The 25,102-nt window shown below is 68.4% G+C and carries 28 protein-coding genes; 15 read left to right on the forward strand and 13 right to left on the reverse strand.

The window, feature by feature from the left end; genetic code table 11:
• Positions 1–5 precede the first annotated feature (5 nt).
• Genes ACFO27_RS00415 through ACFO27_RS00450 form a run of 8 tightly spaced genes read left to right on the forward strand, consistent with a single transcriptional unit; the run spans position 6 to position 7,407 of the window.
• Positions 6–1,718, forward strand: coding sequence for an FAD-dependent oxidoreductase (locus ACFO27_RS00415; protein ID WP_376815506.1), 1,713 nt, complete (start codon positions 6–8; stop codon positions 1,716–1,718).
• 26 nt (positions 1,719–1,744) lie between these two features.
• Entirely contained in the window at positions 1,745–2,092 is a 348-nt protein-coding gene (locus ACFO27_RS00420) for an NIPSNAP family protein (protein ID WP_376815507.1), read from the forward strand.
• On the forward strand, positions 2,089–2,883 hold the full coding sequence (locus ACFO27_RS00425) for an SDR family NAD(P)-dependent oxidoreductase (RefSeq protein WP_376815508.1): 795 nt from the start codon (positions 2,089–2,091) through the stop codon (positions 2,881–2,883). The genes ACFO27_RS00420 and ACFO27_RS00425 overlap by 4 nt, the downstream gene beginning before the upstream one ends.
• A gap of 24 nt (positions 2,884–2,907) precedes the next feature.
• Positions 2,908–3,759 (forward strand): branched-chain amino acid ABC transporter permease, encoded by an 852-nt coding sequence (locus tag ACFO27_RS00430; protein WP_376815509.1) that lies wholly within the window; start codon positions 2,908–2,910, stop codon positions 3,757–3,759.
• Positions 3,756–4,739, forward strand: coding sequence for a branched-chain amino acid ABC transporter permease (locus ACFO27_RS00435; protein WP_376815510.1), 984 nt, complete (start codon positions 3,756–3,758; stop codon positions 4,737–4,739). Before ACFO27_RS00430 ends, ACFO27_RS00435 begins: the two co-directional genes overlap by 4 nt.
• A gap of 12 nt (positions 4,740–4,751) precedes the next feature.
• Positions 4,752–5,477: an ABC transporter ATP-binding protein gene (locus ACFO27_RS00440; RefSeq protein WP_376815511.1), complete on the forward strand. Its 726-nt coding sequence runs from the start codon at positions 4,752–4,754 to the stop codon at positions 5,475–5,477.
• Positions 5,474–6,172: an ABC transporter ATP-binding protein gene (locus ACFO27_RS00445; RefSeq protein ID WP_376815512.1), complete on the forward strand. Its 699-nt coding sequence runs from the start codon at positions 5,474–5,476 to the stop codon at positions 6,170–6,172. Before ACFO27_RS00440 ends, ACFO27_RS00445 begins: the two co-directional genes overlap by 4 nt.
• 41 nt (positions 6,173–6,213) lie before the next feature.
• Positions 6,214–7,407 carry an ABC transporter substrate-binding protein gene (locus tag ACFO27_RS00450; RefSeq protein ID WP_376815513.1) on the forward strand — a complete coding sequence of 398 codons (1,194 nt, stop codon included), beginning with the start codon at positions 6,214–6,216 and terminating at the stop codon, positions 7,405–7,407.
• A gap of 49 nt (positions 7,408–7,456) precedes the next feature.
• Here the strand turns inward: ACFO27_RS00450 and pgsA are convergent, their stop codons facing one another.
• The 5 genes from pgsA to orn all read right to left on the reverse strand — a co-directional run bounded on the left by pgsA (position 7,457) and on the right by orn (position 12,050).
• Complete coding sequence (gene pgsA, locus ACFO27_RS00455; protein ID WP_376815514.1) at positions 7,457–8,026, reverse strand: CDP-diacylglycerol--glycerol-3-phosphate 3-phosphatidyltransferase; 570 nt, start codon at positions 8,024–8,026, stop codon at positions 7,457–7,459.
• Between the two features lie 111 nt (positions 8,027–8,137).
• Positions 8,138–9,961: an excinuclease ABC subunit UvrC gene (uvrC, locus tag ACFO27_RS00460; RefSeq protein ID WP_376815515.1), complete on the reverse strand. Its 1,824-nt coding sequence runs from the start codon at positions 9,959–9,961 to the stop codon at positions 8,138–8,140.
• On the reverse strand, positions 9,924–11,003 hold the full coding sequence (nagZ, locus tag ACFO27_RS00465) for a beta-N-acetylhexosaminidase (protein ID WP_376815516.1): 1,080 nt from the start codon (positions 11,001–11,003) through the stop codon (positions 9,924–9,926). Before nagZ ends, uvrC begins: the two co-directional genes overlap by 38 nt.
• Positions 11,000–11,437 (reverse strand): holo-ACP synthase, encoded by a 438-nt coding sequence (gene acpS / locus ACFO27_RS00470; protein ID WP_376815517.1) that lies wholly within the window; start codon positions 11,435–11,437, stop codon positions 11,000–11,002. The genes nagZ and acpS overlap by 4 nt, the downstream gene beginning before the upstream one ends.
• 67 nt (positions 11,438–11,504) lie before the next feature.
• Positions 11,505–12,050: an oligoribonuclease gene (gene orn / locus ACFO27_RS00475; protein ID WP_376815518.1), complete on the reverse strand. Its 546-nt coding sequence runs from the start codon at positions 12,048–12,050 to the stop codon at positions 11,505–11,507.
• A gap of 55 nt (positions 12,051–12,105) precedes the next feature.
• Here orn and ACFO27_RS00480 point away from each other — a divergent pair, with 55 nt between their 5' ends.
• From ACFO27_RS00480 to ACFO27_RS00510, 7 genes are all read left to right on the forward strand, one after another.
• A complete protein-coding gene (locus tag ACFO27_RS00480) occupies positions 12,106–13,350 on the forward strand; it encodes a M48 family metallopeptidase (protein ID WP_376815519.1) in 1,245 nt (414 codons plus the stop codon).
• Positions 13,343–14,242, forward strand: coding sequence for a ribosome small subunit-dependent GTPase A (rsgA, locus tag ACFO27_RS00485; RefSeq protein ID WP_376815520.1), 900 nt, complete (start codon positions 13,343–13,345; stop codon positions 14,240–14,242). The genes ACFO27_RS00480 and rsgA overlap by 8 nt, the downstream gene beginning before the upstream one ends.
• 69 nt (positions 14,243–14,311) lie before the next feature.
• Positions 14,312–15,217, forward strand: coding sequence for an RNA polymerase sigma-70 factor (locus tag ACFO27_RS00490; RefSeq protein ID WP_376815521.1), 906 nt, complete (start codon positions 14,312–14,314; stop codon positions 15,215–15,217).
• Positions 15,218–15,344: 127 nt separating this feature from the next.
• On the forward strand, positions 15,345–15,806 hold the full coding sequence (locus ACFO27_RS00495; RefSeq protein WP_376815522.1) for a carboxymuconolactone decarboxylase family protein: 462 nt from the start codon (positions 15,345–15,347) through the stop codon (positions 15,804–15,806).
• A 71-nt stretch (positions 15,807–15,877) separates the two neighbouring features.
• Complete coding sequence (locus ACFO27_RS00500) at positions 15,878–16,633, forward strand: SDR family oxidoreductase (RefSeq protein ID WP_376815523.1); 756 nt, start codon at positions 15,878–15,880, stop codon at positions 16,631–16,633.
• An 11-nt stretch (positions 16,634–16,644) separates the two neighbouring features.
• Positions 16,645–17,397 carry an SDR family NAD(P)-dependent oxidoreductase gene (locus ACFO27_RS00505; RefSeq protein ID WP_376815524.1) on the forward strand — a complete coding sequence of 251 codons (753 nt, stop codon included), beginning with the start codon at positions 16,645–16,647 and terminating at the stop codon, positions 17,395–17,397.
• 34 nt (positions 17,398–17,431) lie between these two features.
• The gene (locus ACFO27_RS00510) at positions 17,432–17,842 is read left to right on the forward strand and encodes a cupin domain-containing protein (protein WP_376815525.1); all 411 of its coding nucleotides are present in this window, start codon (positions 17,432–17,434) and stop codon (positions 17,840–17,842) included.
• On the opposite strand, the gene ACFO27_RS00515 is transcribed toward ACFO27_RS00510, so the two are convergent.
• From ACFO27_RS00515 to ACFO27_RS00550, 8 genes are all read right to left on the reverse strand, one after another.
• Positions 17,802–18,584: a CoA pyrophosphatase gene (locus ACFO27_RS00515; protein WP_376815526.1), complete on the reverse strand. Its 783-nt coding sequence runs from the start codon at positions 18,582–18,584 to the stop codon at positions 17,802–17,804. The two genes, ACFO27_RS00510 and ACFO27_RS00515, sit on opposite strands and share 41 nt — an antisense overlap.
• A 75-nt stretch (positions 18,585–18,659) precedes the next feature.
• Positions 18,660–19,031, reverse strand: a complete 372-nt coding sequence (rplS, locus tag ACFO27_RS00520) for a 50S ribosomal protein L19 (protein ID WP_323023975.1) — start codon at positions 19,029–19,031, stop codon at positions 18,660–18,662.
• A gap of 78 nt (positions 19,032–19,109) precedes the next feature.
• Complete coding sequence (locus tag ACFO27_RS00525; RefSeq protein WP_376815527.1) at positions 19,110–19,367, reverse strand: hypothetical protein; 258 nt, start codon at positions 19,365–19,367, stop codon at positions 19,110–19,112.
• 350 nt (positions 19,368–19,717) lie between these two features.
• Complete coding sequence (locus ACFO27_RS00530) at positions 19,718–20,359, reverse strand: peroxiredoxin (protein WP_376815528.1); 642 nt, start codon at positions 20,357–20,359, stop codon at positions 19,718–19,720.
• A gap of 127 nt (positions 20,360–20,486) precedes the next feature.
• Complete coding sequence (locus ACFO27_RS00535; RefSeq protein WP_376815529.1) at positions 20,487–22,301, reverse strand: acyl-CoA dehydrogenase; 1,815 nt, start codon at positions 22,299–22,301, stop codon at positions 20,487–20,489.
• A gap of 115 nt (positions 22,302–22,416) precedes the next feature.
• Positions 22,417–23,346 (reverse strand): electron transfer flavoprotein subunit alpha/FixB family protein, encoded by a 930-nt coding sequence (locus ACFO27_RS00540; protein ID WP_376815530.1) that lies wholly within the window; start codon positions 23,344–23,346, stop codon positions 22,417–22,419.
• Positions 23,347–24,096 (reverse strand): electron transfer flavoprotein subunit beta/FixA family protein, encoded by a 750-nt coding sequence (locus ACFO27_RS00545; RefSeq protein ID WP_376815531.1) that lies wholly within the window; start codon positions 24,094–24,096, stop codon positions 23,347–23,349.
• Positions 24,097–24,171: 75 nt separating this feature from the next.
• On the reverse strand, positions 24,172–25,095 hold the full coding sequence (locus ACFO27_RS00550; RefSeq protein WP_376815532.1) for a histone deacetylase family protein: 924 nt from the start codon (positions 25,093–25,095) through the stop codon (positions 24,172–24,174).
• Positions 25,096–25,102 lie beyond the last annotated feature (7 nt).

A 25,102-nucleotide genomic window follows, 5' to 3' on the forward strand; every position in this document is an offset into this window, starting at 1 on the left:
TCGACATGAACACATCTCCACTGCAAGATGGCGCGCATTGCGACGTCCTCGTGATCGGCGCAGGCGTATCGGGCCTGACGACCGCGATCGTCGCGGCCAAGAAGGGCCTGAAAGTCATCGTGGCGGAAAAGGCCCCGGTGTTCGGCGGCACCGCCGCCTATTCGGGCGGGGTTCTCTGGATCCCGGGCAACCACATCGCACGCAAGGCGGGCATCCCGGATTCACGGGAAGCGGCCCTGACCTACATCCGCAACGAGGCCGGCGCCTATTTCGACCCCGAGGCCACCGACGCCTTCCTGGACACGGCGCCCGAAATGGCGGAATTCTTCGAACGGGAAACCCACGTCCAATTCGTCCCCACGCTGTACCCGGACTACCATCCCGACCGCGAAGGCGGCGCCCAGCAGGGACGCTCCATCCTCGCGAAACCCTTCGACATCCGGGCCCTGGGACCGGACATGAAGCGCCTGCGCCCGCCCCTGCGTTCGATCACCTTCATCGGCATGATGTTCAATTCATCGAACGCGGACATCAAGCACTTCTTCAATGCAACCCGGTCTCTGACCTCGTTCCTATACGTCGCCAAGCGCTTGGCCGCCCACATCAAGGAGCTTGCCCTGTACCGCCGGGGAGTCAATGTCACGAGCGGCAACGCGCTCATGGCTCGTCTGGCGAAAACGGCGCTGGACCTGGGCATCCCCATTCACACGGAATGCCCCGCGCGCAGCCTGATCGAGGAAAACGGCCGCATCACGGGCGCGATGCTCTCCACGCCGCACGGCGAGGTCCGCATCCTGGGCGACAGGGCCGTGGTCCTGGCGGCAGGAGGTTTTCCCCACGACGAGGCGCGCATCCGGGAAATCTACCCGCACCTGAAGCGGGGTGGGGAACACCTGTCCCCAACTCCCGATGAAAACACGGGCGACGGCATCCGGATGGCCGAGCGGCTCGGCGCGTCGCTGGCCACGGACTACCCCAACGCATCGGCCTGGATGCCCGTGTCCCGTGTCCCGCACGGGCGGGGCCGGTACGATGTTTTCCCGCACCTGCTGGACCGCTACAAACCTGGCGTGATCGGTGTCCTGCGCAACGGCCGGCGCTTCACCAACGAGTCGAATTCCTACCATGACGTAGGCCAGGCGATGATCGAGGCCTGCGCGCCGTCCACGGAAACCGCGATGTGGCTGATCTGCGATCAGGCCACCATCGGCAAGTACGGCCTGGGCTATGCCAAACCGGCGCCCCTGCCCCTGGGACCCATGCTGCGGCGGGGCTACCTGCACAAGGGCCGCACGCTGAAGGAACTGGCACAGGCCGCCGGCATCGATCCCGACGGACTCGAAGCCACGGTCCGCGCCTACAACGAGCATGCGAAGAACGGCCAGGACCCCGAGTTCCACCGCGGCGCCACGGCCTTCAACCGCTACTTGGCCGACCCCGAGCACCGGCCCAACCCCTGCGTCGGCCCGATCCTCCATGCCCCCTTCTATGCCCTGAAGGTGGTGATGGGAGACCTGGGGACTTTCGACGGCATCCGCACTACCGTGACGGGAGAAGTCCTGGATGGCGAATCCAGGCCGATCCCGGGCCTGTACGCCGTCGGCAATGACCGGGCCAGCATCATGGGCGGCAGCTATCCCGCAGCCGGCATCACGCTCGGACCGAACATGACATTCAGCTACATCACCGCGCTGCACATCGCCCGGACCGGTACCTGAGACCGCCACACCCGGCAGGAGACCCCATGCACATCGACGAAACCCTTTCCCTGGTGGATCACCGGATCTACACCATCGCCCTGCGCAAGATGCCGGAATTCCTGGACGTCTTCGACCGGCTGGCCATGCCGATCCTGCTGGAGACCCTGGGCAACCCCATCGGCATCTACACCAGCCACGTCGGGCCGCTCAATCAGGTCGTGCATCTATGGGCCTACAAAGATCTGGCGGACTACCAGGCACGTTGCCTGCGCCGCGACACGCACCCGGACTTCCCCGCCTATCTCGAGGCATCGAGCCACCTGATCGTCGCGCAGGAGAACCGGCTGCTGACCTGCGCACGGCTGCCGAGCATGCGGGAGCGCCTCCAATGACGACACATACCCCCAACCCGGCGCCGGTGGCCATCGTCACGGGCGCGGCCACCGGTATCGGCTGGGCGACGGCCCGGCTGCTCGCAGTCGAGGGCCACCGCTTGAGCCTGCTGGACCTGGACGGCGCCCGGGCCCGGGAGCGCGCCGACGAACTCGGCCCCGGCCACCTTGGCGTAGCCTGCGACGTCGCCGCCGAGGCAGCCGTCGACGAAGCCATCGCCCGCACCCTGGAGCGGTTCGGCCGCATCGACGTCCTGGTCAACAACGCGGGCATCGGCGACCAATCGGCCGCCACCGTGGACCAGTCGGCGGAACGCTTCGACCAAGTCCTGGACGTTCATCTGCGCGGCACATTCCTGATGTGCCGCGCCGTGGCAGCCCATATGCTCGTCCGTAAACGCGGCGCCATCGTCAACCTGAGCTCGATCGCGGGCATGGCCGGCATCCCGGGACGCAACGCCTATTCCGCCGCCAAGGCCGGCATCGCGGCCATGACACGCTCGATGGCCTGCGAGTGGGCGCGCGCCGGCATCCGGGTGAACGCCGTCGCGCCGGGATACGCCCGCACGGCCCTGGTGGAAGAGCTGGAGGCCCGCCATGCCATCGACACACGCGGCATCGCGGCACGCACGCCGATGGGACGCCTGGCACGGCCCGAGGAAATCGCCGCCGTGATCGCGTTCCTGGTCTCGGATCGCGCCAGCTACGTCACCGGGACGACGATCCACGCCGACGGCGGCTGGCTCGCCCTGGGCGCGCCCGAAGACTCCCTGGCGCCGCAAAGCGTCTGATCCCTCACGGAGACCGCGAACATCATGCTCGCCATCAACATCATCAACGGCCTGGTCTACGGCGCCCTGCTGGCCATCGTCGCCTCGGGACTGGCGCTCATCTACGGACTGAGGCGCGTCGTCAACTTCGCCCACGGGTCGCTCTACATGCTGGGGGCCTACATCGGCTACACCGTCGCGATCCATGCCGGCTTCTGGGCCGCCCTGGCCGCCGCCCCCCTGGCCATGTTCCTGATCGGTGTCCTGCTCGACCGCTACGGCCTGAGGCTGCTGCGCGATTACGACCCGCTCAGCGTGATCCTGGTCACGTTCGGTCTGCTGCTGATCATCGAGGATCTGGTGCAGACGCTCTGGGGCAAGGGCAACCTCTCGCTGGCCGAACCCGACATCCTGAGCCACTCGCTGCACATCGCGGGGATGACGCTCCCGGCCTACCGGATCGCGGTGGTCGCCGTCGGCATCCTGGTCGCCATCGGGCTGACGTTCTGGCTGCAAAAGACCCGCATGGGGCTCTTCGTGCGGGCATCGAGCACCGACCCCGACACCACCGCCATGCAGGGCGTCAACACGGACCGCCTCGGCGCCTTCGTGGTTGGCCTGGGAACCGCGCTCGCGGGGTTCGCGGGCATCGTGACGGCGCCCTTCCTGTCACTGTCCCCGACCATGGGCAGCAGCGTCCTCATCGACTCGTTCATGGTCGTGGTGATCGGCGGCCTGGGCAGCCTGCCCGGCGCATTTCTCGCCGCCCTGGTCCTGGGCCAGGTGCAAACGCTGGGAGCCACCTATCTCCCCGAGATATCGGCTTCCCTACCCTTCATCCTGATGATCGCCATCCTGATCTGGAGGCCGGCGGGCATCGCCGGAAACCGCACATGAATACCCTGTTCCGTCCCGGCCGGCTCACCCTGACGACGATAAGCTGCATCGCCCTGACCGTGGTCATCGGCCAGGTCGTCACTTCCGCAACAGCCCTTTCCATCCTGACCCAGGCCGCCATCTTCGCGCTGTTCGCCACCGGCGTGGGCGTCCTGTTGAAGCAGAACGGCATGGTGAGCTTCGGCCACGCCGCATTTTTCGGCCTGAGCGCGTATTGCGTCGCCATCTTCCTTCAGGAGACTCTCCTGCCGGCCGAGCTCGTCATTCTGATCAGCCTGGCCGCGACGGCGATATTCGCTTTCGTCCTGGCCCTGGTCATCGTGCGGGTCCCCGGCATCGCATTCGCCATGCTCACGCTGGCCTTTGGCCAATTGTTCTACCAGCTGACGCTGAAATCCCGCGGCCTGACCGGGGGCGCGGACGGCATCAGCATCGCCTGGCCGGACACGCTGTTCGGCATCCCGACCTCGACGCTCCTGGAGAACAGCATCATCTTCACCATCAGCTGGGCCCTCCTCATCCTCGCCCTGGCGCTCCTGGTGCGCCTGCATCATAGCCGCTTCGGCCAAATGACCGAGGCAATCCGGGACAATCCGGAACGCGCCACCTTCATCGGCATCCGCCCCACCCTCCCTCGAGCCTTGATCTTCACGCTGTCGGCGGTGATCACGGCGGCCGCCGGCATCCTGGCCTCCTTCAACTCCGGCTTCATCTCTCCCGACAGCCTGCACTGGAGCGTCTCCGGCACCGTACTCATGATGGTCGTCGTCGGCGGCTACTGGAACGTCACGGGCCCGGCGCTTGGGGCCGTCATCTACGTTGTCGCCAAGGATCTGATCGGGGACCTGTCGACACACTGGCTGTCCCTGTTCGGCCTCCTGCTGATCGTGATCGTCGTGTTCACGGACAACGGGCTGAGCGGCGCGCTGCGCTCGCTCGCTGCCCGGGCCCGCACGCCCTCCGCCCCCCGCCACCCCTAGCCGAGATGCCCCATGACGAACGAAAACATGATCCTGAGAGTGACCGACGTGGCCGTCCATTACGGCGGCGTGAAAGCCGTGGACGGCGTGTCCTTCGACCTGCGCCAAGGCGAAATCCGCGGCCTGATCGGTCCAAACGGCGCAGGCAAGTCCACCGTCATCGACGCCATCAGCGGACGGCACGGCCTGACGCGCGGCACGGTCCGCCTGGCGGGCCAGGACATCACACGCTGCAGCGTGATCGACCGACGCAGGCGGGGACTCGCCCGATCCTTCCAGCGAACCAGCATCTTCCCTAACATGACCGTCAGCGCGCAGATCGGCCTGGCGGCCCATAAAGTCGGCGCCGAAGCACCGGAACAGGATGCCCGGCGAGTGATGGATCAGCTCGATCTGTCGGGCGAGGCCGACGCCACGGCCGGCAGCCTGGGCTATGGGCAGCAACGCCGCCTCGATCTGGCGCTCGCTCTGGTGGGCCGGCCCATCGTGCTGCTCCTGGACGAGCCCATGGCCGGCCTGTCCCCCCAGGAATCCGCCGATCTGGCGAGCCATCTGCTGAAACTCACCGGCGACTGGGGCGTGTCCATCCTGCTGGTGGAGCACGACACCGACACCCTGTTCAGCATCTCGAATTCCGTCACGGTCTTCGAGCTCGGACGCGTCATCGCCAGCGGCCGGCCGGAAGAAGTCAGGATCGAGCCTCGCGTGCGCGAGGCCTACCTGGGGAGCGCCGCATGAAAACCCTGCTTCACATGGACGACGTACACGCCTACTACGGCGCGGCGCACATCCTGCAAGGACTCAGCCTGCGGGTCGACGAAGGTGAACGGGTCGCCCTGATCGGACGCAACGGGGTGGGAAAGACCACCACGGTCAACACCCTGATGGGCATCGCCCGCCTCGGGTCGGGCGAGATCCGGCTGGACGGCACCCTCGTGCGCAAGGCGCTGCCCTACACCCCCGCCCAGTTCCAGATCGCCATCGTCCCGCAGGGCCGGTGCATCATCGCGAACCTGACGATCGAGGAAAACCTGCTGCTGGGCTCGGCGAGCCGGCGCTCCGGCCCCTGGAACCTGCGGGAAATCTACCGCCTGTTCCCGATCCTGAAGGAACGCGCACGCACGCCCGGCACCGCGCTTTCGGGAGGCCAGCAGCAGATGCTGGCCATCGGCCGCGCTCTGATGGCCAACCCCAGGCTGATGATCCTCGACGAACCCACCGAAGGACTCGCGCCCGTCATCGTCGATCAACTGGCGGACACCCTGAACCAGGTGACCCACCAGGGGACGGCCATCCTGCTCATCGAGCAGAACCTGGGGCTGGTGGCCCGCACGACCGCACGCTATTACGCCGTCGAAAAGGGCCGCATCACGACCAGCGGCGCCGTCGATCCCGCCAACCTCAACGAGCTTCACAGCCACATCGCAGTCTGACACCCCGCAGTCCGATACCTACCCCGACAGGAGACAACATCATGAAAACCAGCCCATTCAAACTTTCCCTCATGGCGCTCGCGATCGCCGCCTGCGTGACCGGCACGAACGCACAGGCGGCCGACAAGGATCCGCTCAAGATCGGCGCAGTGACCTCGCTGTCCGGCGTGTTCGCACAGCAGGGCGAGGAGGTCCTGCGCGCCATCCAGTTCGCCGTGGACGAGGCCAACGCCAACGGCGGCGTCGATGGTCGCGAAGTCATGATAAAGACCGGCGACGACGAAAGTACCCCCAAGGAGGGGCTCCAGGCATCCGAAAAACTCGCACGTGACGGCTACAAGTTCCTCATTGGGCCCATCGCCTCGTCCATCACCATGGCCATCGGCCAGAACCTCAACCGCTGGGACGCAATGCTCGTGGCCACGGTCAGCAAGAGCGACAAAATCACCGGCGACAGTTGCAAGCCCAGGATGTTCCGGACCAATCACTCGGACGCCATGGACGTGGCCATGTTCGACCAGTGGATGAAGGACATTCCGCAAAAGAACTTCGCCATCCTCGCAGCCGATTATGCCTGGGGCCATGACTCCGCGAAGACCTTCACCAAAGCGGCCGAAGCCCAGGGCAAGAAGGTCTCCCTGACGCTCTTTCCACCGCTGGGGACCAAGGATTTCGCTCCCTATATCTCCCAGATCAAGGCAGACCCGAACATAGACGGGCTGTGGGTGGCGCTTGTCGGAAGCGACCTCATCGCCTACGCCAAGCAGGCGCAAAGTTTCGGACTCACGTCCAAGACGACGCTGGGCCACGCCATGATCATGAACTTCGCGGTCAACGCGACCGGCAATGCCATGAAGGGGATCGAAGGCAACATGGAATACGGCGCCGAAATCGACACGCCCAGGAACAAGGCCTTCGTCAAGGCCTGGGAAGCCAAATTCCACCGGGTGCCGACCGACAATGAAGGCGCGGCTTACAACGGCATGGAAGCCATCTTCGCCGGCGTGAAAAAAGCGGACAGCGTGGATCCCGGCAAGGTCGCCAAGGCGCTGGGCGGACTGGAATACGACACCATCTACGGTCCGGCCACGATGCGCGCCCAGGACCACCAACTGGTAATCCCCAACTACGTGGGCGAAGTCAGGGAAGCCGGCGGCACGCTGCGGCCGGTGATCACCCACAGCTTCCCGGCCTCGATCGTCCCCGCACCCTCGGGTGAATGCAAGATGCGCTGAAGAAACCCGTCGGCGAGGCCCCACGCGGGGCCCGCCACGAGGACGGCCCCTAGGCCCGGTCGCGGATCTCCGGCCAGGCCTTCCTCAGGTAGTAGCACATCGACCAGACCGTGAGGATGGCGGCGACCACGATCAGGACTTCGCCGACGATGTGGGTGGAAACGCCTTCCAGGGGCTGCCAGTACAGCAGGCAGGGGATGGCGACCATCTGCGCGGCGGTCTTGAACTTGCCCAGCCAGTGGACGGCCACGCTGCTGCTGGCGCCGATCTTCGCCATCCATTCGCGCAGCGCGGAAATGGTGATTTCCCGGCCGATGATCACCAGGGCGATCAGGGAATCGACGCGGTCCAGGTTCAGCAGGATCAGCAGCGCCGCGCAGACCATCAGCTTGTCGGCCACCGGGTCCAGGAAGGCGCCGAACGCCGAGGTCTGGTTCCAGCGCCGCGCCAGCCAGCCATCGAGCCAGTCGGTGGCGGCGGCCACGATGAAGGCCAGGGCGGCGGCCGTGTCGCGCCAGCCCGACCCGGTCCAGGCGTCGGGCAGGTAGTACAGTCCCACGATCAGGGGGATCATGGCGATGCGCAGCCAGGTCAGGGCGATGGGGATATTGAGCGGCATGATAGGCGTAATACTACCCTAAGGAACCGCCCGCCGCCCGGGCGCCCGGCCCGTTGCGCGCCGCGGCCGCCCGTCGGGACTCCGCGAGGGCGGCCGACGCGCCCGCGGCCCCTACCTCAGGGCATGGTAGATGCGTTCGGCCAGCGCCTCGGAAATCCCCTCGACGCCGCGCAGTTCGTCGATGCTGGCGTCCGCCACCCCGCTGAAGCCGCCAAAGCGCGCCAGCAGGTTCTGACGCCGCTGCTTGCCCACGCCCTCGATGTCTTCCAGGCGCGAGACGTTGCGGGCCTTGGCCCGCTTGGCGCGCATGCCGGTGATGGCGAAGCGGTGGGCCTCGTCGCGGATCTGCGCCACCAGCATCAGGGCGGCGGATTCCACCCCCAGCGCCACCGGGGGCCGGCCGTCGACGAAGACCAGGGTCTCCAGGCCGACCTTGCGGTGGTCGCCCTTCTTCACCCCGACGATGCGGCTGACGTCCAGCCCCAGTTCGACGAAGACCTGGCGCGCGATCCCGACCTGGCCCTCGCCGCCGTCGATCAGCACCACGTCGGGCATCTCGGCATCGCCGTCGGCCACCCGCGCGTAGCGCCGCGTGAGCGCCTGGCGCATGGCGGCGTAGTCGTCGCCCGGCTCGATGCCGGCGATGTTGAAGCGCCGGTACAGCGACGATTGCATGGCGTGATGGCGGTACACCACGCAGGACGCCTGGGTGGCCTCGCCCGCCGTATGGCTGATGTCGAAGCACTCGATGTGCAGGGCGTCGAGCGCGTCGTCATCCGTGTCCAGGTCCAGCTCCACGGCCAGCGCCCGCGTGCGCGCCTCGCGCGCGCTGGATTCGGACAGGCGCTGCGCCAGCGCCATCCGGGCGTTGCGCTGCGCCTGTTCCAGCCAGGCGCGGCGCGCGCCCTGGGGGCGGGTCAGCACGCGGATGCGGTGGCCGTGCTGCTCGGCCAGCAGCGCCGCCAGGTCGGGGTCGGACAGGGCGTGCGAACACACCAGCACGGGCGGGGCCGGGTTGTCGGCGTAGTGCTGGGCCACGAAGGCGCTCAGCACTTCCTCGGCGGATTCGTCCTGGGCCTGGGTGGGGAACAGGGGCTTGTCGCCCAGGTGCCGGCCGGCCCGCACCATCGCCAGGTTGACGCACACGCGTCCGCCCGCGAGTTCCACCGCGATGATGTCGACGCTGTCGTCGCCCACCTGCTCCATGGTCTGCTGCTGCAGGACCTTCGCCAGCGCGCGCATCTGGTCGCGCAGCGCGGCGGCCTGCTCGAAATCCTGGCGCTCGGCGGCGGCGGTCATGCGCCGCTCGATGTCCTCCAGGACTTCGCCGGCCCGGCCTTCCAGGAAGCGGATGGCGCGCTCGACGTCGGCCCGGTAGTCCTCGGGCGAGATCAGGTTGACGCAGGGCGCGGAGCAGCGGCCGATCTGGTAGAGCAGGCACGGGCGCGTGCGGTGGGCGTAGACGCTGTCCTCGCAGGTGCGCAGGCGAAAGACCTTCTGCAGGATCTGGATGGTCTCGCGCACCGCCCAGGAATTGGGATAGGGGCCGAAGAAGCGGCCCGGCCCGTGGGTGCTGCCCCGGTAGTACACGATGCGCGGGGCCTCGTGCGCGGTGATGTGCAGGTAGGGGTAGGACTTGTCGTCCCGGAAGAGGATGTTGTAGCGGGGCTTGAGGCGCTTGATCAGGTTGTTTTCCAGGATCAGGGCCTCGGCCTCGGTGCGCGTGACCGTGATCTCGGTGCGCGCCACGCGCGCCAGCATGTGCTCGATGCGCGGACCATGGCCGGACTTCTGGAAATACGAGCTGACGCGGCGCTTCAGGTCGCGCGCCTTGCCGACGTACAGGACCTCGCCCTGTGCGTCGATGTGGCGGTAGACCCCCGGCAGGTGCGGCAGGTCAGATAGAAAGGTTTTCAGATCGAAGGCTTCGGGCACGGAGATACCTCGGATCGGACAGCAGCCCCGTCCAGTCGGGCGCGGGCCGGAACGGCATCAGCCGCCGGATGCGGCGCACGGCCTGGGGGTCCAGGGGGCGGTCCGCCAGCGCCGCCAGCAGCTCGTCGGCCAGGTCGGGGCGATTGCACACCAGCACCATGTCGCAGCCGGCCTCCAGCGCGGCCCGGGCCCGGGCGTGGATGTCGCCGGCCACGCTCGCGCCTTCCATGGTGAGGTCGTCCGAGAACACCACGCCATCGTATTCCATCCGGCCGCGCAGGATGTCGGTCACCCAGCGGCGCGAGAATCCGGCCGGCTCGGGCGCCACTTGCGGATAGATGACGTGGGCCGGCATCACGGCCGGCAGCGCCAGGTCGCCCAGCCAGCGGTACGGCGCGGCGTCGGCGTCCAGGATCTCGTCCAGCGGCCGGTCGTCGACGGGGATCGCCAGGTGGGAATCGGCCGCCACCGCGCCGTGACCGGGGAAGTGCTTGCCGCAGGCCGCCATGCCGGCCTGGGACAGGCCCTGGATCAGCGCGCGGGCCAGCAGAGCCACGGCCGCCGGATCCTCGTGCAGCGCCCGGTTGCCGATCACCTGACTGACCCCGTAATCCAGGTCCAGCACGGGCGTGAAGCTGAAATCCACGCCGCAGGCGCGCAGCTCGCTCGCCAGCACGAAGCCGGTCTCGGTGGCCGCGCGCAAGGCGGCCTGGGGATCCCGGTCGTACCAATGGCCGAAGACCCGCATGGCCGGCAGCGGGGTGAAGCCGTCCGTGCGGAAGCGCTGGACCCGGCCGCCCTCGTGGTCCACGGCGATCAGCAGGGGCTCGTCGCGCGCACCGTGGATGGCGGCGCACAGGGCGGAGAGCTGGGCCCGGTCGGAGAAATTGCGCGCGAAGAGGATCACGCCGCCGACCTGGGGGTGGCGCAGGCGGACGCGCTCGGCGTCCGTCAGTTCCAGCCCGGCCACGTCGACCATGACGGGGCCCGGGGCCATGAGGGCGGCGCGGCCGCCGGAATGCGCGTTCTGTGGCGTGGTCATGCGGTGCTTTCCTTGGGGTGCGGCCCGGCGGGCAGGGCCTCGATCACGACGAAGGCCGCCACCATGTCGGCCTCGTCGGTCATGGACACGTGCGCCCGGCCGAAGCGGGCGGCGTACCAGTCGGCCAGGGGGCCGGACAGGTGGATCTCGGGCGCCCCGCCGGGCCGGTTCAGGATCTGCGCCCGCGACCAGGTCATGGGCATGTGGATGCCCAGCCCGATGGCCTTGGAGAAGGCTTCCTTGGCCGCGAAGCGGGTCGCCAGGTAGAGGATGCCCCGGCGCGGATCGCGCCCCCGGCGGCGGTGGTGGACGAGCTGCTCGTCAGGTCCCAGGACGCGGCGGACGAAGCGGTCGCCGTGCCGCGCGTAGATGCGCTCGATGCGCTCGACCCGCAGCAGATCGGTGCCGATGCCGGCGATGGCTCCAGTGGACACGGAAGGACTCCGAAGAAACGGCGATGGAAACGGCGCCCGGGCCGCCGCGCGGGCGGCCCGGCGCGGGTCACAGCCGGATGAAATGTTCCCGGTAGTGCTTGAGCTCGTCGATGGATTCCTGGATGTCGGCCAGGGCCTCATGCTTGCTGGCCTTGACGAAGCTGCGGTAGACCTCGGGCTTCCAGCGCAGGGACAGTTCCTTCAGCGTGCTGACGTCCAGGTTGCGGTAATGGAAATAGGCTTCCAGGCGGGGCATGTACTTGACCATGAAGCGGCGGTCCTGGCCGATGGTGTTGCCGCACATCGGCGACTTGCCGGCCGGCACCAGCGGGGCCAGGAATTCCAGCAGGATGTCCTCCGCCCCCGATTCGGTCAGGGTCGAGGCCTTGACCTTGTCGATCAGGCCGCTCTTGCCGTGGGTGGACTGGTTCCATTTGTCCATGCCGTCCAGCACGGCGTCGTCCTGGTGGATCACCAGCACCGGCGCCTGCGCCACCGGGGTCAGGTCAGGCTCGGTGACGACCATGGCGATCTCGAGGATGCGTTCCTTTTCGGGATCCAGGCCCGACATTTCCATGTCCAGCCAAATCAGGCGCTGATCGTTCGCGGCCATATCCTATAATCCTTTGCTTGCAAAGAACCGATTTTCGCACATTGGCCGGACGGACATGCTGACCTTCCTGTTTCTCGCCTGCCTGGTGGGCGACCTGCTCCTGCGCTACTGGCTGGCGCGCCGGCAGATCCGCCATGTGCTTGCGCACCGCGACGCGGTCCCCGCCGCCTTCGCCGACCGCGTCGGCCTGCACAGCCACCAGCGCGCCGCCGACTACACCGTGGCCCGCTGCCAGTTGTCCATGGTCGAACGCATCGTCGAGGCCGCCGTGCTGCTGGGCCTGACCCTGCTGGGCGGCCTGCAGGCCCTGGACCTGGCCCTGGGCCGCCTCATCGAGTCCGAACTCTGGCGCCAGATGGCCCTGGTGGGCGTCGTGCTGGCCCTGCTGGGCGCCGTCGGGCTGGTCTTTTCCGCCTGGCGCACCTTCCGCCTGGAAGCCCGCTTCGGCTTCAACCGCATGACGCCCCGCCTGTTCGTCACCGACGCCCTCAAGATGCTGGCCGTCACCCTGGTGCTGGGCGCCCCGCTGCTGGCCGCCATCCTGTGGATCATGCGGTCGGCCGGCACCGACTGGGCCTGGTGGGCCTGGGGCGTCTGGGTGGGCTTCAACCTGCTGGTCCTGTGGCTGTACCCCAGCTTCATCGCCCCGCTGTTCAACCGCTTCACGCCCCTGAACGACCCCGAGCTCACCCAGCGCATCCACGCCCTGGCCAAGCGCTGCCATTTCGGCCTGGCGGGCCTGTTCGTCATGGACGGCTCGCGGCGGTCCGCCCACGGCAACGCCTATTTCACCGGTTTCGGCCGCCACCGCCGCATCGTGTTCTTCGACACCCTGCTCTCGCGCCTGAACACCGACGAGGTCGAGGCCGTCCTGGCCCACGAGCTGGGCCACTTCGCCCACCGCCACATCCTGCGGCGCATCGTCGTCAGTTTCGCGGCGGCCGGCGTGCTGCTGCACCTGCTGGCCTGGCTGTCCACCCAGCTCTGGTTCTACACCGGCCTGGGCGTCATCCCGCAACTGGGCCGGCCCAACGACGGCCTGGCCCTGGTGCTGTTCATGCTGGCCCTGCCGGTGCTGACGTTCTGGTCCACGCCCATCGCCAGCCTGCTGTCGCGGCGCGACGAGTTCCAGGCCGACCGCTACGCGGTGCGGCAATGCGGCGCGGCGCCCCTGGCCAGCGCGCTGGTCAAGCTCTACGACGACAACGCCGCCACGCTGACGCCGGACCCGATCCATTCCGCCTGGTACGACAGCCACCCGCCGGCCCCCGTGCGCATCGCGCACCTGCGCGATGGCTGAACCCGCCGCGCTGCAGGGCCTCGTCATCGCCGCCCACGGACGCCACTACGACGTGGAGATCGACGGCGACGGCCATCGCCAGTGCTACACGCGGGGCAAGAAGGCCGGCCCGGCCGTGGGCGACCGGGTGCGCGTGCGCCCCGAGGGCCGCCAGGAAGGCGTCATTCTCGACATCCTGCCGCGCCGCAACCTGTTCTACCGCTCCGACGCCCAGCGCAGCAAGCAATTCGCCGCGAACATCGACCAGCTGCTGCTGGTGCTGGCCCCGGAACCCGAATTCTCCGAGGACCTGACCGGACGCGCCCTGGTGGCGGCCGCCAGCGCCGGCGTGCCGGCGCTCATCGTGCTGAACAAGGCCGACCTGCCCGGCGCCGCCGCCGCCCGCGCGCGGCTGGCGACCGTGGAATCCCTGGGCACGCCGGTCATCATGCTCAGCGCCCTGGACATGGACCAGGTCCGCACCCTGCTGGGGCCCCGCCTGCGGGACCGCCTCACGCTGCTGCTGGGGCAGAGCGGCATGGGCAAGTCCACCCTGCTCAACGCGCTGGTGCCCGAGGCCCTGGCGGCAACCCGGGCGCATTCCGAGGCCCTGGGCACCGGCCGCCACACCACCACCCGCACGCAGCGCTACGCCCTGCCCGGAGGCGGCGGCCTGATCGACTCGCCCGGCTTCCAGGCCTTCGGCCTGCAGCACCTGAGCGCCCACGACATCGAGCAGGGCTTTCCGGAATTCGCGCGGCCGATCGCCGAATGCCGCTTCTACAACTGCACCCACCGCCACGAACCGGGCTGCGGCGTGCTGGCGGCCGTCGAGCGCGGCGACGTGCGCGCCGAGCGCCATGCCCTCTACATGCGCATCCTGGCCGAAAACGAGGCGGCGCGGCGGTACTAGGCGCCCCGGTTCCTGGCCCCGCGGCCCGGATTGTCACAAAATGGGGGTCTCGATCGTCTGGATGCCGACATGAGCGACGCGACCCTCACCTTCAATCTCCACCGCCCCCGCCTGCAGCGCATCGCCTACCGCATGCTCGGCTCCTGGGCCGAGGCCGAGGACGTCGTCCAGGACGCCTGGCTCAAATGGCACGCGGCGGACCGGAGCGCCCTGGCCAACATCGAGGCCTGGCTGGTCGCCGTCACGACCCGGCTGTCCATCGACCGGCTCCGGGCCGCCAAGGCCCGGCGGGAACATTACGTCGGCGCCTGGCTCCCGGAACCCGACCTGGCGGACCTGGCCGATCCCGCGCCTTCACCCGAACAGGCGCTGGAGCGCTCGCACGACGTGTCCTACGCCCTGCTGGCCATGCTGGAACGGCTCTCGCCCGAGGCGCGCGCGGCCTTCCTGCTGCGGGACGTGTTCGACGAGGGCTACGACGAGATCGCCCGGGTGCTGGACCGGACCGAGGCCGCCTGCCGCCAGTTGGTGCATCGCGCCCGGACCCGGCTCAAGGACGAGCGCAAGCCGGCGCCCGTGGATCCCGAGGCGCAACGCAGCCTGCTCCAGGCCTTCGCCCGGGCCGCCTCGACGGGCGACTTCACGGCGCTCAAGTCGGTGCTGGCGGCCGACGCCCAACTGGTCGGCGACGGCGGCGGCAAGGTCGCCAGCTTCGGCGTGCCGCTGCTGGGCGGACAGCGCATCGCGCAGCTCTACCTGGCGACCTGCCTGCGCTTCCGCGGCCGGGTGCGCTGCGAAATCGCCCTTGCCGACGGCCAATGGCGGCTACTGCGCTTCATCGACGACAAGCTGGAATCGGCGCAATACCTGGAAACCGACGGCGCGCGCATCACCCGCATCCACGCGCAGCGCAACCCCGACAAGCTGGCGCGGCTGGCGCGGCTCCTGGGCCGCGAACTGAGCGTCCGGCCCTGATCCGCCGACCGGCGCCGTGGCGCCGGGATGGAAAATTTTTTCGCCGCCGTTGACCGATGCCGTCACAAGACGGCATCGCCGTTCGTCTTGAGTGTGAACCCTTCAACTTCCCACTCGAGGTGATTCCATGTCGCACCCCCGCCTGAACTGGACGGACATCGCGCCCAAGACCTACAAGGCCATGGCCGGCGTCAACGCCACCCTCTCCAGCTCCACCCTGGGACCGATCCTGACGGACCTGGTCCAGACCCGCGTTTCGCAGATCAACGGCTGCGCCTTCTGCCTGGACATGCACGCGCGCGACCTGCGCAAGCACGGCGAGACCTGGCAGCGCATCAACAGCCTCTCGACCTGGCGCGAGACCGAACTGTACAGCGCCCGCGAACGGGCGGCGCTGAACTGGGCCGAAACCATGACCCGCCTGGCCGACCGGCACGACCCCGACCGGGACGCCGCCTTCGAGGCGCTGCGGGCCGAGTTCGACGACCAGGAGATCGTGGAGTTGTGCTGGGGGATCGCCGCGATCAACGCCTGGAACCGGATGGCCATCGGCATGAGCGCGCCCATCCCCGCGCAAGCGATCGACTGAACGCCGCCCTCTCCTGCGATTCCCGGGAGGGCGCCCGCCCTCTCCGTTTCATCCCCATGCAAGGAACCCTGATGAACATCGTCATTATCGGCGGCACCGGCCTCGTCGGCCGCAAGCTCACGGCGCGCCTGGAACAGGCGGGCCACACCGTGCTGGCCGCCGCCCCCTCCTCGGGCGTGAACTCGGTGACCGGCGAAGGCCTGGATCGGGCGCTGGCAGGCGCCGAGGTCCTGATCGACGTCACCAACGCCCCCTCCTTCGAGGAAAGCGCTGTGATGGCGTTCTTCCGCGCCTCCACCGACAACCTGTTGCGCGCCGGTCGGACCGCCGGCATCCGCCACTACGTCGCGCTGTCCGTGGTCGGCTCCGAACGCCTGCCCGACAGCGGCTACTTCCGCGCCAAGATCGCCCAAGAAGCCCTGATCGCGGACGGCGGGCTCCCCTACACGATCGTCCGGGCGACGCAGTTCTTCGAATTCCTGGACGCCATCGCCCAGTCCTTCACGCGGGACGGCGCCATCCGCGCGCCCGCCGCCCTGCTTCAGCCGATGGCCGCGGACGACGTCGCCGCGGCGCTCGCCCGGGTCGCCGCCGAGCCGCCCCTGAACGGCATGCGCGAAGTCGCCGGCCCCGCGCCGTTCCGCCTGACCGACCTGCTGCGCAAGACGCGCCCGGCACAGGCCGCGCCGGAGATCGTCCAGGACGACGACGCGCCGTATTTCGGCGACCGGATCGACGACACGACCCTGATGCCCGGCGCGCAGGCCAGGCTCGGGACCCTGTCCCTGGAAACCTGGCTGTCGGCCCAGGCCGCGCCGGTCCGCTGATGGAGGGCGCCATGCAGGCAGACTCGCCGCGAATCGCGCTCATCACCGGCGGCGGCGCCGGCATCGGCCTGGCGACGGCCAGGGCCTTTGCCGCCGCCGGCACCCGCGCCGTCATCACCGGACGCAACGAGGCCCGTCTGGCCGCCGCCGCCCGGCAGGCGCCGGGCATCGACTACATCGTCGCCGACGCGGCCAGCGAAGCGGACGCGGAACGCACCGTCGCCACCACCGTCCAGCGCTGGGGCCGGCTGGACGTCCTGGTCAACAATGCCGGCGCCGGCGCCATCCTGCCGCTGGCCCATGCCGGCGCCGACCGCATCGCCGCGATCTTCGCCACCAACGTCATCGGTCCCTCGCTGCTCGCGCGCGCCGCCCTGCCCCACCTGAAGGCGGCCGCCGGCGCCATCGTCAACGTGTCCAGCACCTTCGGCCACAAGGCCGCAGCCAGGCTCTCGCACTACGCCGCCAGCAAGGCGGCCCTGGAGCACATGACGCGCTGCTGGGCGCTGGAGTTCGCGGCGGACGGCATCCGCGTCAACGCGGTCGCCGCCGGGCCGACCGAAACCCGCTTCCTGGAAGACCGGATGCGGCTGACCCTCGAACAGATCGAGGCGGTGAAGGCCGACGAGCGCGCCAGGATCCCCCTGGGCCGGCGCGGCGAGCCCGAGGACGTCGCGCCCTGGATCGTGTCGCTGGCCATGCCCGGATCCGCCTGGATCACCGGCCAGGTCCTGCGCGTCGACGGCGGCCTGGTCATCGCCTGAACCCGTGTCCAATCCATCACCGAGGAACACAGCCATGTCCCATCCGAAGACACTCGCAGCGCTGCTCTGCCTGGCCTGCGCCGCATCCGCGGCCGAGCCGTCCTCCGCGCCTCCGCCCGGACCGGTCGTCACCCAGGTCCTGCGGCAGGACCTGCCCGACATGCCGGGCAAGGAAGCGCTGATGCTGCTCGTCGAATACCCGCCCGGCGGCGTCGACCCCGTCCACCGGCACGACGCCCACGGCCTGATCTACGTGCTGGAAGGGGAAATCGTGATGGGCGTCCGCGGCGGACCGGAGACGGTCCTGCGCCCCGGCCAGGCCTTTCACGAAGGCCCGGACGACGTCCATACCGTCGGCCGCAACGCCAGCGCCACCCGGCCCGCCCGGTTTCTGGCGGTGCTGATCAAGGACGAGGGAAAGCCGCCTGTCCTGCCGGCCCGCTAGCGGGCCGTTCGTCCAGAACGCCGGCGGCCGGGGCCGCGAGGCCCTGCGCCGCCGCCAGGAAATGGTAGAAGTTGCGGATCAGGATCGCCGTGGCGCCCCAGATGAAATGGGATTCCCAGCGGATCGAGAAATAGCACCGGCCATGGCCCAGCGAGGTTTCCAGCCGGTGCAGCACGTGCCGGTCCGGGTCCATCAGGACCGACAGGGGCACCTCGAAGACCTCGGCGACCTCGGACTCGTCGGGCCGGATATGAAAGCCGGGCAGCAGCTCTCCGATCACCGGCGTCATCAGGAACCGAGTCGTGGTCAGCAACGTCGGCTGCGTGCCGATCACCTGGACAAAGCGCCGCTCGACGCCAATTTCCTCGCGGGTCTCGCGCAGGGCCGCCGCGATCGGGTCGCTGTCGGAAGATTCGATGCGCCCGCCCGGAAAGCTGACTTGGCCCGCATGATGGTGCAGGTGTTCGGCGCGGCGGGTGAACAGCACGTGAAGTCCGGCGTCGCGCTGGACCAGCGGCATCAGGACCGCAGCCTGGCGCGCCCGGGCATGGGCATCGCCGCCGGGAGTGAAAGCCTGGGCGAAGAGAGGCTCGACCCGCCAATCGACCGGACGCAGGAACGCCTGGCGAATGTAGTCCAGCCGCAGACACTCCGGCGGCAACGCCGGCAGGGGCGCGCTGGGCAGAACAGGCTGGATCTGGGGATCGAAGCTCGTGGCGCGATCCCCGTCCGAACTCGGCATCCGATACGACATGAAATCCCGACAAAAAAACAAGGCACCCGAACGGGTGCCTTGGATCGATCCGCGATGCCGCGATCAGACGGCCTTGCGAACCAGCTTTTCCTTGATGCGAGCGGCCTTGCCCGTCAGGTTGCGCAGATAATACAGTTTAGCACGGCGAACGTCGCCACGACGCTTGACCTCGATCGAGGCGATCTGCGGCGAATACAGCTGGAAGGTCCGTTCGACGGCTTCGCCCGACGAGATCTTGCGCACGGTGAAGGCGGAATTCAGGCCGCGGTTGCGACGGGCGATGACCACGCCTTCGTAGGCCTGGGCGCGCTTGCGCGAGCCTTCGACCACGTTGACGCTCACGATGACCGTGTCGCCGGGGGCGAATTCAGGGATGGTGCGGCCTTCGGTCAGGCGCGCGATTTCTTCTTTTTCGAGGGTTTCGATCAGGTTCAAGATAGGCTCCAAGGCATCGTGGACACCGGGCATGGAATATGGGAATACCGGGCCAGAGGATGCAAACCAGGGATTATATCAGAACCCGGCCGCCGCCCCCAGCCACATCATGCCGGGAATCATGGCGGCCCAGGTCAGGACCATGAGGACGTCGCCCGCCAGGGCCGCCAGGCGGCGCCAGCCGATCCGCAGGCCGGCACGGGGCCGATGGACCCGCGCCGCCGTCCGGGCCGGTACCGCCCGCCCCTGCCGCGCGGCGCGCCCCGCCGGACGGCCGCCCCACGACCCACCCGATACCCAGGGCCCCTGCAGCACGCCCGGGACATTCGGACGCAAGGCCCGCGCCGGACCGCGGACCGATCCGCCACGCCCGTCGGCGCCCGCGTCCGCGCCGGCCCAAGCCCACGTTCCATTCCAAGCCATCGATCCAGCCATGTCGTATCTCCCGGGTGCGTCCGGCGCACGAACCGCCGGAACTGTTGTTTTATACAGTGCTCATGAATACTGTACAAAGAAACAGTGTGCGGCGCAAGCGGAAAATCACGGGCGGATGATCCGGGCCCGACGGCGGCTGGGACCGGCGCGCGACGCCCGAAAACGAAAACCCCGGCGCGGGACGAAGTCCGGCGCCGGGGTCCGGCCGGCCCGCGTGGCGGGGCCGGCATGCCCTGGATCCGATCCGGTGATCAGAGGTCCGGCTGCGGCGTGGTACGCAGGTAGGGACGGATTTCGGTGTAGCCCTTGGGGAATTTTTCCTTCAGGACGGCCGGGTCCTTGATCGACGGGGCGATGATGACGTCCTCGCCCTGCTTCCAGTTCACCGGAGTGGCGACGCTGTAGTTGTCGGTCAGCTGCAGGGAATCCAGCGCGCGCAGGATCTCGTCGAAGTTGCGGCCCGTGCTGGCAGGATAGGTCAGGATCAGGCGGATCTTCTTGTTCGGGTCGATGACGAACACCGAGCGAACCGTGGCGGTGGTGCTGGCGTTCGGGTGGATCATGTCGTAGAGGGTCGCGACCTTGCGGTCCTCGTCGGCCAGGATCGGGTACCGGACGTCGGTCTTCTGGGTGTCGTTGATGTCCTTGATCCAGTCCAGGTGCGACTGCTTGCCGTCGACCGACACGGCGATCACCTTGGCGCCGCGCTTGGCGAATTCGCCCGACAGGATGGCGGTGTAGCCCAGTTCGGTGGTGCAGACCGGCGTGAAGTCGGCCGGATGGGAAAACAGGACGCCCCAGCTGTCACCCAGGAATTCATGGAACTTGATTTTCCCCAGGGAGGATTCCTGTTCGAAATCGGGGGCGGTGTCGCCCAGACGCAGAGTGGCCATCGATAGCTCCTGTTTCAAGTGTCTGCCGCCCGGACGATCCGGGCGGCGAATTAGTTTAGACACTTAAGATTCTTGCAGAATATAGGACGCTATTGAAATACCCTATCGTTATTTCTATATCCGCATCCTATACCTGCGCCTGGCGCACGTAGCGGTCGACCAGCCCGCCGTCGCGGATGGCGGACTGCAGCGCCAGCGCGCGCGGCAGCACGTGGGCGGCGTACTGCACGGCCGTGGCGATCTTGTTCGGATGGAAGGCATCCGTCGATCCCTCGCCGATGGCCGCGGCCGCGGCCAGGGCGGAACGCCCCAGCTGCCAGCCCGCGTGGGCCGTCCCGGCCAGCATCAGGCACGGCACGCTGCCGGTGAAGACGCCCCGGATGTCCTCGCGCACGTGCTCCAGGACAAAGGCCAGCGCCGACTCGTAGGCCCCGGCCGCCGTTTCCAGGCGCTCGCCGATCATGCCCAGCGCCTCGGCATGCACGCCGCCGGCCGACCGCAAGGCCGCCGCCGTGTCGCGCATTCCAGCGATCTGCTCGCGCGCCACGGCGCCGCCGTCGCGCACCAGCTTGCGGCCGATGAAGTCGTTGGCCTGGATCGCCGTGGTGCCTTCGTAGATGGGCAGGATGCGGGCGTCGCGGTAATACTGGGCGGCGCCGGTTTCCTCGATGAAGCCCATGCCGCCGTGCACCTGCACGCCCAGCGAGGCGACCTCGACGGAGGACTCGGTGGAAAACGCCTTGACGATGGGTACGAAGTATTCGTACGCGGCCTTGCAGCGGGCGCGTTCCGCCTCGTCCGTCAGATGGGCCGCCTTGTCACGATAGCCCGCCGCCACGTAGGCCACGGCCCGCGCGCCCTCGGTCAGGCCGCGCATGATCCCCAGCATGCGCGCCACGTCGGGATGGCGGATGATGGGCACCGGGCCGTCGGAGCCTTCCAGGGCGTTGCCCTGGATGCGCTCGGCCGCGTAGGCCGCCGCGTGCTGCAGCGCGCGTTCGGACACCGCCACGCCCTGCAGGCCGACCGCGTAGCGCGCCGCGTTCATCATGATGAACATGGCTTCCAGACCACGGTTTTCCTCGCCGATCAGGTAGCCGACGGCGCCGCCCTCGCCCACATCGCCCTGGCCCGAGCCATACAGCAGCACCGCCGTCGGACTGCCGTGGATGCCGAGCTTGTGCTCCAGGGACGCGCACACCACGTCGTTGCGGGCGCCCAGGCCGCCATCGTCCTCGACCAGGAATTTGGGCACGACGAACAGGGAAATGCCCTTGACGCCCTTGGGCGCATCCGGCGTGCGCGCCAGCACCAGATGGATGATGTTTTCCGCCATGTCGTGATCCCCATACGTGATGAAGATCTTCTGGCCGGTGATGCGGTAGCTGCCGTCGTCTTGGCGCACGGCCCGGCTCTTGAGCAGCGCCAGGTCGGAGCCGGCCTGCGGCTCGGTCAGGTTCATGGTCCCGGTCCAGCGGCCTTCCAGCATGGGCGGAATGAAGCGGGCCTTCTGCTCGTCCGAGCCTACTATGGACAGGGCCTCGATCACACCATCGGTCAGCAGCGGACACAGGGAAAAGGCCAGGTTGCCGGCGTTGATGCTTTCGGTGACCGGCGCGGCGACGAGCTTGGGCAGGCCCTGGCCGCCGAATTCGGCTTCGTGCGGCAGGCCCTGCCAGCCGCCCTGCGCAAAGGCCTGGAACGCCGCCTTGAAGCCGGGCGTGGTGCGCACGCCGTCCTCGCTCCAGCGGGCAGGCTCGGTGTCGCCCACGCGGTTCAGCGGCGCGATCTCCTGCTCGACGAAGCGCGCGTTTTCCTCCAGCACGGCATCGACGAGATCCTCGGAGACTTCCTCGAAGCCCGGCAGCGCCAGCACCCCTTGCAGGTCGGCAAGCTCGCGCAGAATGAAACGGATATCCTGGGTAGGAACCTGGTATGTCATGGCAATTCCTGTGGTGCGCGGAGGCCCCGCCTCCGCATGAAGCGGTGCGGGCCCCCTGGACTCGATCCCCCGAGTGGCTCGGAGGATCTCCCGGGGCCCGCGATGTCGGTCAGGCTCAGAGGGCCTGGACCAGTTCGGGCACGGCCTGGAACAGGTCGGCCACCAGGCCGTAGTCGGCCACCCCGAAGATCGGCGCCTCGGCGTCCTTGTTGATCGCCACGATCACCTTCGAGTCCTTCATCCCCGCCAGGTGCTGGATCGCCCCGGAGATCCCGATCGCCACGTACAGCTGCGGCGCCACGATCTTGCCCGTCTGGCCCACCTGCCAGTCGTTGGGCGCATACCCCGCGTCCACCGCCGCGCGCGACGCGCCCAGCGCCGCGCCCAGCTTGTCGGCCAGCGGATCCAGGATCTTGAAGTTCTCCGCGCTGCCCAGCCCGCGTCCACCCGACACCACCACCGTGGCCGCCGTCAGTTCCGGCCGGTCGCTCTTGGCCAGCTCGCGGCCCACGAACGACGACTTGCCCGAATCGCCCACCGCCTCGATCGTCTCGACCGCCGCGGAGCCGCCCGTGGCGGCCGCCGGATCGAAGGCCGTCGTGCGCACGGTGATGACCTTCTTCGCGTCGGCGGACTGCACCGTCGCCAGGGCGTTGCCGGCGTAGATCGGCCGCACGAAGGTGTCGGCCGACTCCACGGCGACGATGTCGGAGATCTGCGCCACGTCCAGCCTGGCCGCCACGCGCGGAGCGACGTTCTTGCCCGAGGCCGTGGCCGCGAACAGGATGTGGCCGTAGCCGCCGGCCACCGCCAGCACCTGCGCGGCCAGATTCTCGGCCAGGCCATGGGCCAGGGCCGGGCCGTCGGCCAGCAGCACCTTGCTCACGGACGCGACCTGCGCGGCCTGGTCGGCCACGGCGCGCGCCCCGGCGCCCGCCACCAGCACGTGCACTTCGCCCCCGATGGCCGCGGCCGCCGCCACCACGTTGCGGGTCGCCGCGCCCAGTTGGGCGTTGTCATGTTCAGCAATGACCAGAATGCTCATTTACACCACCTTCGCTTCGTTCTTGAGTTTGTCCACCAGGGCGGCCACGTCGGGCACGATCACGCCGGCCGCGCGGCTGGGCGGCTCGGCCACTTTCAGCGTCTTCAACCGCGGCGTCACGTCCACGCCCAGGGCGTCGGGCGCCACGGTGTCCAGAGGCTTTTTCTTCGCCTTCATGATGTTGGGCAGCGTCACGTAGCGCGGCTCGTTCAACCGCAGGTCGGTGGTGATGATCGCCGGCAGCGCCAGGCTGAGCGTCTCCAGGCCGCCATCGACCTCGCGCGTGACCTGGACGCGGTCGCCCTGCACTTCGACCTGGCTGGCGTTGGTCGCCTGCGGCCAGTCCAGCAGCGCGGCCAGCATCTGGCCGGTCTGGTTGGCGTCGTCGTCGATCGCCTGCTTGCCCAGGACCACCAGGCCGGGCTGTTCCTTGTCCACCAGCGCCTTCAGCAGCTTGGCCACCGCCAGCGGCTGCAGCTCGGCGTCGGTCTGCACCAGGATGCCCCGGTCCGCGCCGATGGCCATCGCCGTGCGCAGGGTTTCCTGACACTGCGCCACCCCGCACGACACCGCCACGATTTCGGCGGCCGCGCCCTTTTCCTTGAGCCGCACCGCTTCCTCGACGGCGATTTCGTCGAACGGGTTCATCGACATCTTGACGTTGGCGATGTCCACGCCAGTGTGATCGGATTTCACGCGAACCTTGACGTTGTAGTCAACCACGCGCTTGACCGGTACCAGGACCTTCATCGAGCATACTCCAGAATGGAAAGAAAACAGGACGGTCGCGCCCGACGACGATGAATCGCATCGCGCGCGGCCCCATCAGTAACCGCCCAGCGCCCGCACATGCGCCACCGCGCTGCGCCCCAGGGCGGACAGGTCGTAACCGCCTTCGAGAAAGCTGACGATCCGCCCCTGGGCGGATTCGGCCGCGACCTCGACCAGACGTTCGGTGATCCAGGCGTAATCCGCCTCGACCAGTTTCAGGCTGCCCATGTCGTCCTCGCGATGGGCGTCGAATCCCGCCGACACCAGGATCAGCTCGGGCCGGAAATCATGCAGTGCCGGCAGCCAGTATTTCGACACCAGGGCGCGGATCACGTCGCCGCCGGAATACGCGTCGACCGGGATATTGAGCATGTTCGGCCCCAGATTCTCGTGGCGGGTGTCCGGGAACAAGGGATATTGATAGAAGCTGCACATCAGGATCCGCGGCTCCTTCAGGAAGACTTCTTCCGTGCCGTTGCCGTGGTGGACGTCGAAATCCACGATGGCGACGCGCGACAGTCCGTAGTGGTCCAGCGCATAGCGCGCCGCGATGGCGATGTTGTTGAAGAAGCAGAATCCCATCGCCTTTTCGGGACACGCGTGATGGCCCGGCGGGCGGATGGCGCAGAACGCGGTCTGCGCATGGCCGGCCATGATCTCGTCCAGGGCCGTCAGGCCGGCGCCGGCCGCCGCCCAGGCCGCCTGCAGGGTGTCCGGATTCATGATCGTGTCCGGATCCACCGGGAAATAGCCGTGCGCCGGCGCGTGCTGGCGCAGGAACGCCAGATATTCCGGCGTGTGCACCCGCAGCACGTCTTCGGGCTGGGCCGGGCGCGCCACGCGGTGAGACAGGAAATCCATCAGGCCATTGGCGGTCAGCTGATCGGCCACCGCGTCCAGGCGTTGGGGGGATTCGGGGTGCCAGGCCCCCATCTCATGCAGGCGACAGGCCGGATGGGTAATATAGAGTGTCTCCATAAGGGCG

This window comes from Castellaniella denitrificans, from assembly GCF_042653765.1.
Classification (GTDB): domain Bacteria; phylum Pseudomonadota; class Gammaproteobacteria; order Burkholderiales; family Burkholderiaceae_B; genus Castellaniella; species Castellaniella denitrificans.

Coding starts and splice junctions, on each gene's coding strand:
- ACFO27_RS00505 (WP_376815524.1), top strand. CDS start 16,645: ATGCAGGCAGACTCGCCGCGAATCGCGCTCATCACCGGCGGCGGCGCC.
- ACFO27_RS00440 (WP_376815511.1), top strand. CDS start 4,752: ATGACGAACGAAAACATGATCCTGAGAGTGACCGACGTGGCCGTCCAT.
- ACFO27_RS00425 (WP_376815508.1), top strand. CDS start 2,089: ATGACGACACATACCCCCAACCCGGCGCCGGTGGCCATCGTCACGGGC.
- ACFO27_RS00415 (WP_376815506.1), top strand. CDS start 6: ATGAACACATCTCCACTGCAAGATGGCGCGCATTGCGACGTCCTCGTG.
- ACFO27_RS00545 (WP_376815531.1), bottom strand. CDS start 24,096: ATGAAGGTCCTGGTACCGGTCAAGCGCGTGGTTGACTACAACGTCAAG.
- orn (WP_376815518.1), bottom strand. CDS start 12,050: ATGGCCGCGAACGATCAGCGCCTGATTTGGCTGGACATGGAAATGTCG.
- ACFO27_RS00430 (WP_376815509.1), top strand. CDS start 2,908: ATGCTCGCCATCAACATCATCAACGGCCTGGTCTACGGCGCCCTGCTG.
- rsgA (WP_376815520.1), top strand. CDS start 13,343: ATGGCTGAACCCGCCGCGCTGCAGGGCCTCGTCATCGCCGCCCACGGA.
- ACFO27_RS00445 (WP_376815512.1), top strand. CDS start 5,474: ATGAAAACCCTGCTTCACATGGACGACGTACACGCCTACTACGGCGCG.
- ACFO27_RS00420 (WP_376815507.1), top strand. CDS start 1,745: ATGCACATCGACGAAACCCTTTCCCTGGTGGATCACCGGATCTACACC.
- ACFO27_RS00540 (WP_376815530.1), bottom strand. CDS start 23,346: ATGAGCATTCTGGTCATTGCTGAACATGACAACGCCCAACTGGGCGCG.
- ACFO27_RS00480 (WP_376815519.1), top strand. CDS start 12,106: ATGCTGACCTTCCTGTTTCTCGCCTGCCTGGTGGGCGACCTGCTCCTG.
- ACFO27_RS00510 (WP_376815525.1), top strand. CDS start 17,432: ATGTCCCATCCGAAGACACTCGCAGCGCTGCTCTGCCTGGCCTGCGCC.
- ACFO27_RS00500 (WP_376815523.1), top strand. CDS start 15,878: ATGAACATCGTCATTATCGGCGGCACCGGCCTCGTCGGCCGCAAGCTC.
- ACFO27_RS00435 (WP_376815510.1), top strand. CDS start 3,756: ATGAATACCCTGTTCCGTCCCGGCCGGCTCACCCTGACGACGATAAGC.
- ACFO27_RS00515 (WP_376815526.1), bottom strand. CDS start 18,584: ATGCCGAGTTCGGACGGGGATCGCGCCACGAGCTTCGATCCCCAGATC.
- ACFO27_RS00450 (WP_376815513.1), top strand. CDS start 6,214: ATGAAAACCAGCCCATTCAAACTTTCCCTCATGGCGCTCGCGATCGCC.
- ACFO27_RS00550 (WP_376815532.1), bottom strand. CDS start 25,095: ATGGAGACACTCTATATTACCCATCCGGCCTGTCGCCTGCATGAGATG.
- pgsA (WP_376815514.1), bottom strand. CDS start 8,026: ATGCCGCTCAATATCCCCATCGCCCTGACCTGGCTGCGCATCGCCATG.
- ACFO27_RS00535 (WP_376815529.1), bottom strand. CDS start 22,301: ATGACATACCAGGTTCCTACCCAGGATATCCGTTTCATTCTGCGCGAG.
- ACFO27_RS00530 (WP_376815528.1), bottom strand. CDS start 20,359: ATGGCCACTCTGCGTCTGGGCGACACCGCCCCCGATTTCGAACAGGAA.
- ACFO27_RS00495 (WP_376815522.1), top strand. CDS start 15,345: ATGTCGCACCCCCGCCTGAACTGGACGGACATCGCGCCCAAGACCTAC.
- nagZ (WP_376815516.1), bottom strand. CDS start 11,003: ATGACCACGCCACAGAACGCGCATTCCGGCGGCCGCGCCGCCCTCATG.
- ACFO27_RS00490 (WP_376815521.1), top strand. CDS start 14,312: ATGAGCGACGCGACCCTCACCTTCAATCTCCACCGCCCCCGCCTGCAG.